Below are 7,135 nucleotides of genomic sequence, written 5' to 3'. Positions count from 1 at the left end.
GCGCCGTCGCGGCCTGCCGCGAGCCCGCGACCACGAGCAGCCGCGCGGGGTCGAGGCCGGCGGCGAGGCGCTCGGCGACGAGCTCGACGAGCGTCGTCGTCTTCCCGGAGCCGGCGACCCCGAGCACGACGGCGGATGCCGTCCCGGGCAGGTCGAGCACGGCGCGCTGGGACGCGTCGAGGGCGACGCCCGGTGCGCGCACGGGCGCGTCGACGGTGAGGCTGGCTTCTGGCACGCGCCCACGGTATCGACGGCCGCCCACACGCGCGGTCGCCCCGGCCCATCCCGCCGGCGCCGCCCGCACCGCATCGCGGCGCCCGAGCGGCCGGAGACCCGGCGATCGCGCTGATCGCCCTCGGCGGAACCGCGCCGGGGCGCGTCGCGGCATCGCCTATCCTCAGAGCCATGGACATCCGCATCGGCATCAAGGACTCGGCTCGCGAGATCGCCTTCGACTCCGCCCAGACGGTCGGGGAGGTGCAGGACGCCGTGCTGTCGGCGCTCGAGTCCGGGCACCTGACGATCGACGACGCGAAGGGCCGTCGCTACATCGTGCCGAGCGCGAACATCGCCTACGTCGAGATCGGCAGCGAGTCGACGCGGAAGATCGGCTTCGTGGCCTGATGCCCATCCTGGTGCTCGTGCCGATGGTGCTCGGCGCCGCGATCGGCCTCTTCGTGCGGTTCTCGATGCCGGGCCGCGAGTGGGTGGGGCTCTACCTCAACCCCGGTGCCGCCGCGGCCGCCGCCGGGGTCGCCTGGACGATCGGCGTCCTGCTCGGCGCGACCGCCGACAGCCTCTGGCTGTGGCTCGCGAGCCTCGCCGCGGCTGCCGTCGTCGCCGTCGCGCTGCCCAAGCTCCTGCCGCCCCGGCGCGAGCGCGCCGACCGCGAGCTGCTCGCCGAGCTGACCGCGAAGCGCGCGTAGCCCGGCGCGCTCAGGCCGTCAGGCCGAGCTCGTCCATGCGCCGCGTGTGCGAGGCGACGATGTCGTTGAACGCCGGCTCGAGCCGCGGCTGGCTCGGCACCGCGCGCCCCGAGCGGTCGGGGCCGTTGACCGCGAGATACATCTGCAGGAGCGCGTCGCCGACGAGCCGCCGACCCCACACCGCGAGCCGGTCGGAGAGCCGGGGCGTGAGGTGGATCGCGGACTGCAGCAGCTTCACGAGCTGCGGGTGCGCGCTCTCGCCCCGCAGCGCGCGCAGCATCGCGTCCTGGTCGTCCTCGGGGAGCCCCGGCACGATCGCGACGAAGAAGTCCTCGAGCATGCCGCTCACGACGTGGATGGTGAGCAGCTCCTCGTACCAGTCCGCGCCCGCGATGAGGTTCGAGAACTCGCGCGTCGTGTCGGCGAAGGGGCGCATCGCGTCCTCGGGCTCGACCCCCTCGGCCTCGAGGATGCGGGCGAACGCGGTCGCGCGCGTCGCATGGATGCGCACGACCTCCGAGAGCGCGACCTGCGCCTCGGCGGAGGGCGCGGCCTGGAGCACGCGCCCCGCCTTCGCGACGAGGTCGAGCTCGAGGCCGAGCGCCTGGCCGACGAACGGCACGAGCGCGGGGCGCACGTCGCTCAGCAGCACCCGGTCGCCCACGACGGGCACCCGGTGCTGCCGCAGCAGCTGGCGCGTGACGTCGCGCGGCGTCCGGTCGAACCACTTCACCACAGTCGTGCAGTCTATGGGCGCGGAGCCGTCCCGCCCCGCATGCCCCCGGTACGCTGGGACCAGATAACGAACAGGCGGAACCCTCTCTTGACCTTCCAAGACCTCAACATCGATCCCGACATGGTCCAGGCGCTCGCCGACCGCGGCATCCTCGAGCCCTTCCCCATCCAGGCGCAGACCATCCCGCTCGCGCTCTCCGGCCAGGACATCATCGGCCAGGCGAAGACCGGCACCGGCAAGACCTTCGCGTTCGGCCTGCCGCTCGCGCAGCGCCTCGGGCCGGCACCCGAGCACGGCGTGCAGGCGCTCATCGTCGTGCCGACCCGCGAGCTCGCCGTGCAGGTGACCGAGGACATGGAGCTCATCACCTCCAACCGGCCCACGACGATCGTCTCGATCTACGGCGGCAAGGCCTACGAGGGCCAGATCGACCAGCTGAAGGCCGGCGCGCAGATCGTCGTCGGCACCCCGGGCCGGCTCCTCGACCTCGCCCAGCAGCGCATCCTCGACCTCTCGAACGTGCGCGAGATCGTGCTCGACGAGGCCGACAAGATGCTCGACCTCGGCTTCCTCCCCGACGTCGAGAAGATCTTCGCGAAGGTGCCCGCCGTGCGGCACACGATGCTGTTCTCGGCCACGATGCCGGGCGCCGTCGTCGCGCTCGCGCGCCGCTTCATGTCGCGCCCCCTCCACATCCGCGCCGCGGGCGTCGACGAGACCGTCGCGCAGGCGAACATCGAGCACGTCGTCTACCGCGCGCACGCGCTCGACAAGGACGAGGTGGTCTCGCGCATCCTGCAGGCCGAGGGCCGCGGCAAGACCGTCATCTTCACGCGCACGAAGCGCGCCGCGTCGCGCCTGACCGAGGAGCTCATCGACCGCGGCTTCCTCGCGGCGGCGGTGCACGGCGACATGAGCCAGGAGGCGCGCGAGCGCGCGATGGCGCAGTTCAAGGCGGGCAAGAAGGACGTCCTCATCGCGACCGACGTCGCCGCGCGCGGCATCGACGTCGACGACGTCACCCACGTCATCAACCACACGATCCCCGAGGACGAGAAGGCCTACCTGCACCGCGTCGGCCGCACGGGCCGCGCGGGCCGCACGGGCATCGCGGTGACCTTCGTCGACTGGGAGGACCTCCACAAGTGGTCGCTCATCGACCGGGCGCTCGAGTTCGGGCGCCCCGAGCCGGTCGAGACGTACTCGTCGAGCCCGCACCTCTACAGCGACCTCAACATCCCGACCGACGCGAAGGGCCGGCTCACGACGACCCCGCCCAACAAGGACGCCAAGCGCGAGCACCTCGCCGAGTACGCGGCGGGCGAGGGCTCGGCGGCGGGCGGCCGCGGCCGCGGCGGCACCGCCGGCGCGTTCGGCAAGGGCGGAGCCAAGGGCAAGTCGCGCAAGTCGAAGCGCACGAAGCGGCTCGAGTTCGAGATGCGCGAGGCGCCGTCGATCGGCGGCGTCAAGGTCCGGCGCGGCGACGGCGAGACGGTGCGCATGCGCCGCGGCGCCTCGATCGCGGACTTCGCGGAGAAGATCGACGCGAGCCCCGGCGACCTCGTGACCGTGCTGTTCCACCTCGGCGAGATGGCGACGGCGACGGAGTCGCTCGACGAGACCACCTTCGAGCTGCTCGGCGCCGAGCTGGGCTACAAGATCCAGATCGTCAGCCCCGAGGACGAGGACAAGGAGCTCCTCGAGGGCTTCGGCCTCGACCTCGAGCAGGAGCTCGAGGACGAGACGGACGAGGACCTCGAGTACCGCGCGCCGGTCGTCACGGTCATGGGTCACGTCGACCACGGCAAGACGCGACTGCTCGACGCGATCCGCGGCGCGAACGTCATCGAGGGCGAGGCCGGCGGCATCACCCAGCACATCGGCGCCTACCAGGTGTGGAAGGAGCACGAGGGCGAGGACCGCGCGATCACCTTCATCGACACCCCGGGCCACGAGGCGTTCACCGCCATGCGTGCCCGAGGCGCCCAGGTGACCGACATCGCGATCCTCGTGGTCGCGGCGGACGACGGCATCATGCCGCAGACGATCGAGGCGCTGAACCACGCCCAGTCGGCCGGCGTGCCGATCGTCGTCGCGGTCAACAAGGTCGACAAGCCCGACGCGAACCCCGCGAAGGTGCGCCAGCAGCTCACCGAGTACGGCCTCGTCACCGAGGAGTACGGCGGCGACACGATGTTCGTCGACGTCTCGGCGCTCGCGGGCACCGGCATCGAGGAGCTCCTCGAGGCCGTGCTGCTCACGGCCGACGCGGGTCTCGACCTGCGGGCCAACCCGAACAAGGAGGCGCGCGGCGTCGCCATCGAGGCGAAGCTCGACAAGGGCCGCGGCTCGGTCGCGACCGTGCTCATCCAGTCGGGAACCCTGCGGGTCGGCGACGCCATCGTCGCGGGCACGGCCTACGGCCGCGTGCGCGCGATGGTCGACGACCGCGGCGAGCTCGTCGAGGAGGCGTTCCCCTCGATGCCCGTGCAGGTGCAGGGCCTCTCGAGCGTCCCGCGCGCCGGCGACACGTTCATCGTGACGGACGAGGACCGCACCGCTCGGCAGATCGCCGAGAAGCGCGAGGCCGTCGAGCGCAACGCCCAGCTGGCGAAGGCCCGCAAGCGCCTCTCGCTCGAGGACTTCAAGCTCGCGATGGAGCAGGGCAAGGTCGAGACGCTCAACCTCATCATCAAGGGTGACGTGTCGGGTGCCGTCGAGGCGCTCGAGGAGTCGCTCATGAAGATCGAGGTCGACGACACGGTCGACCTGCGCATCATCCACCGCGGTGTCGGCGCGATCACCGAGTCGGACGTGACGCTCGCGACGGTCGACTCGGCCGTCATCATCGGCTTCAACGTCCGGCCCGACACGAAGGCCCGCGAGCGCGCCGCCCGAGAGGGCGTCGACGTGCGGTTCTACAACGTGATCTACGCGGCGATCGAGGACGTCGAGAACTCGCTCAAGGGCATGCTCAAGCCCGAGTTCGAGGAGGTCCAGTCGGGTGTCGCCGAGATCCGCGAGGTGTTCCGCTCCTCGAAGTTCGGCAACATCGCGGGCTGCATCGTCCGCTCCGGCACGATCACCCGCAACGCCAAGGCACGCATCATCCGCGACGGCGTCGTGCTCGCCGATGGCCTCGCCATCGAGTCGCTGCGCCGCTTCAAGGACGACGTGACCGAGGTCCGCACCGACTTCGAGTGCGGCATCGGGCTCGGCCGGTTCAACGACATCCAGATCGGCGACGAGATCGAGACGATCGAGATGGTCGAGAAGCCGCGCGCCTGACGCGCAGTACGGTGTGGGGCGGCTGCTGGCCGCCCCACACTCGTCTCAACAGGAGGAATCCCATGGCAGAGAACCCCCGGGCGAGGAAGATCGCCGACCGCATCCGCGAGATCACGGTGAACGCGCTCGAGCGCGAGGTGCGCGACCCGCGGCTCGGCTTCGTGACGATCACGGATGTGCGGGTCACGGGTGACCTGCAGCACGCGTCGATCTTCTACACGGTGCTGGGCACCGACGAGGAGCGCGACGAGACGGCGAAGGCCCTCGCCTCGGCGAAGGGCGTCGTGCGCCGCGAGATCGGCAAAGGGCTGTCGCTGCGGCTCACCCCGTCGATCGAGTTCCACCTCGACGCGCTGCCCGAGAGCGCCGCGTCGATCGAGCACCTGCTCGACGAGGCGCGGCAGCGCGACCTCGCGGCCCAGCGGTCCGCCGAGGCGGCGCAGTACGCCGGCGAGGCCGACCCGTACCGCAAGCCCCGCGAGCACGACGACGAGGAGCCGGCCGCCGGCTGAGCCAGGCCTGCCCGCCGGCTCACGCGGCGGGGGAGACCTCCGCGAACCGCAGGCGCCGCGACGCGAGATCCGCCTCGGTGAGCCGAGCGCGGATCCGCTCGCCCGGCTGCGCGCTCGTGTCGCACGCCGCCTCGGTCGGCGGGTCGATGAGCTGGATCGTCGCGCCCTCCTTGCGCGCCTCGACGACGACCGCGTCGAACTCATCGCCGATGCGGTGCCGCAGCACCGCGATCTCGACCGCGTCGATCGACTCGCGCTCGAGCCGGTTCGCGAGCTGCCCCGATTCCTGCATGATCTCCGGCAGCCCCTCGAGTCCACGGGTGGCCCACTCGGGGATCTCGCGGCCGTTCGCGATCGCCTCGCAGTGCGCGAGCACGTAGCGGTCGACGAGCCTCCGCAGCGGCGCGGTCGTGTGCGCGTAGGGGGCGCCGATGGCCGCCTGACCGAGCCCCGCCGCCTCCGCGCCGGGCTCGAGCACCGTGTACGAGGCGCCGCGGAACAGCCGCCGCGCCGCCTGCAGGATCGCGAGCGTCGACGGCTTCGAGCGGTCGAGCCGTCGCAGGAACGCCCCGTAGTGCTCGCCCTCCGCCCACTCCTCGCCGATCGCCCGCACCTCCGCGCGGAAGCGGCGCACGTCGCCCTCCGGCGGCTGCGCCATGGTGCGCAGGATCCCCGCCCCCGCGTGCAGCATCAGCTGCGCGGCCTCCATGCCGGTGAGCAGCGAGAGCTGCGCGTTCCAGCGCTCGACCGGCAGGAGCTGCCGCCGCTCGATGCGGTACTCGTCGCCCTCGCGCTCGATCTCCTCCTCGGGCATGTCGAGGCTCGCCCCGTCGCGGGCGCCCTCGAGCGCGATGCGCAGCTCGCCCACCTCGGCGAGGAGGCCGAGCATCGGATCGCCCGCGTCGATGCGCTCCTGCGCCTGCAGGTAGCTCAGCTGCTCGCGCGACCGCACCCGCGCGCGGCCGAGCCTCGTCTCGGCGACCGCGCCCGACGCATCCAGCCGGAACTCCCACAGGTAGGCGCTGCGCTCCTGATCGGGCAGCAGGCTCGCCGCGCCCTCGCTGATGAGCGGCGGGTGCAGCGGCACGCGGCCGTCGGGCGCGTACATCGTCTGGCCGCGGCGGCGGGCCTCGGCGTCGATCGCGCCGCCTGGTGCGACGAACGCGGGCACGTCGGCGATCGCGTAGTGCACGAGGAATCCGTCGCCGTCGCGCTCGAGGTGCAGCGCCTGGTCGAGGTCGGTCGAGCCCTCGGGGTCGATCGTGACGAGCGGGATGTCGGTGCGGTCCGCGTCGGTGCGCGGTGCGCTCGTCACCGCGGCGTCTGCCTCGGCGAGCGCCTCGGGCGGGAACCCGGCATCGAGGCCCAGCTCGACGCGGATCGCCGCGAGCGCGGCAGCGAGCTCGTCCTGCGCATCAGCGCGACGGCGGTCGATGAGGCGGTGGTGTCGGGCCGGCATGGCGACCAACCTAGCCAGCGGCGCTGACGGCGAGCCGAGCGGGGGCGGGCGCCTCAGTCGGGCAGCCGCACCGCGCCCGGCTCCCGCACGACGAGGCCATCGGCCGCGAGCGACGCGAGGGCGCGCTCGAGCTGCTCGGCGTCGTGCCAGAGCGGCGCGAGCTCCGCCTCGGCGAGCGGCACGTCCACAGCTCGCAGCGCGCGCAGCACCGTGC

The 7,135-nt window shown here is 72.6% G+C and carries 7 protein-coding genes; 4 read left to right on the top strand and 3 right to left on the bottom strand.

Going from position 1 to position 7,135, the window contains the following annotated elements; translation table 11 throughout:
• Window positions 1-235, bottom strand: a 235-nt coding sequence (locus tag NWP09_RS10465; protein ID WP_258275457.1) for a UvrD-helicase domain-containing protein, incomplete at its 3' end; no start/stop codon positions are given.
• A gap of 170 nt (window positions 236-405) precedes the next feature.
• On the opposite strand from NWP09_RS10465, the gene NWP09_RS10460 reads away from it, so the two are divergent.
• Together NWP09_RS10460 and NWP09_RS10455 are read left to right on the top strand one after the other, a co-directional pair.
• Entirely contained in the window at window positions 406-624 is a 219-nt protein-coding gene (locus tag NWP09_RS10460; protein ID WP_258275456.1) for a DUF3107 domain-containing protein, read from the top strand.
• Entirely contained in the window at window positions 624-926 is a 303-nt protein-coding gene (locus NWP09_RS10455) for a hypothetical protein (RefSeq protein ID WP_258275455.1), read from the top strand. Before NWP09_RS10460 ends, NWP09_RS10455 begins: the two co-directional genes overlap by 1 nt.
• 10 nt (window positions 927-936) lie before the next feature.
• Here NWP09_RS10455 and NWP09_RS10450 read toward each other — a convergent pair whose 3' ends face one another.
• Window positions 937-1,659, bottom strand: a complete 723-nt coding sequence (locus tag NWP09_RS10450) for a ferritin-like domain-containing protein (RefSeq protein ID WP_258275454.1) — start codon at window positions 1,657-1,659, stop codon at window positions 937-939.
• 90 nt (window positions 1,660-1,749) lie between these two features.
• Here NWP09_RS10450 and infB point away from each other — a divergent pair, with 90 nt between their 5' ends.
• Together infB and rbfA are read left to right on the top strand one after the other, a co-directional pair.
• Window positions 1,750-4,950 carry a translation initiation factor IF-2 gene (gene infB, locus NWP09_RS10445; protein WP_258275453.1) on the top strand — a complete coding sequence of 1,067 codons (3,201 nt, stop codon included), beginning with the start codon at window positions 1,750-1,752 and terminating at the stop codon, window positions 4,948-4,950.
• Between the two features lie 62 nt (window positions 4,951-5,012).
• A complete protein-coding gene (gene rbfA, locus NWP09_RS10440) occupies window positions 5,013-5,462 on the top strand; it encodes a 30S ribosome-binding factor RbfA (protein WP_258275452.1) in 450 nt (149 codons plus the stop codon).
• Window positions 5,463-5,481: 19 nt separating this feature from the next.
• Here rbfA and NWP09_RS10435 read toward each other — a convergent pair whose 3' ends face one another.
• The gene (locus tag NWP09_RS10435; RefSeq protein WP_258275451.1) at window positions 5,482-6,921 is read right to left on the bottom strand and encodes an RNB domain-containing ribonuclease; all 1,440 of its coding nucleotides are present in this window, start codon (window positions 6,919-6,921) and stop codon (window positions 5,482-5,484) included.
• Between the last annotated feature and the right edge of the window lie 214 nt (window positions 6,922-7,135).

Source organism: Agrococcus sp. HG114 (genome assembly GCF_024723325.1).
Taxonomy (GTDB): domain Bacteria; phylum Actinomycetota; class Actinomycetes; order Actinomycetales; family Microbacteriaceae; genus Agrococcus.
This window is presented reverse-complemented; position numbering and strand designations above follow the sequence as displayed.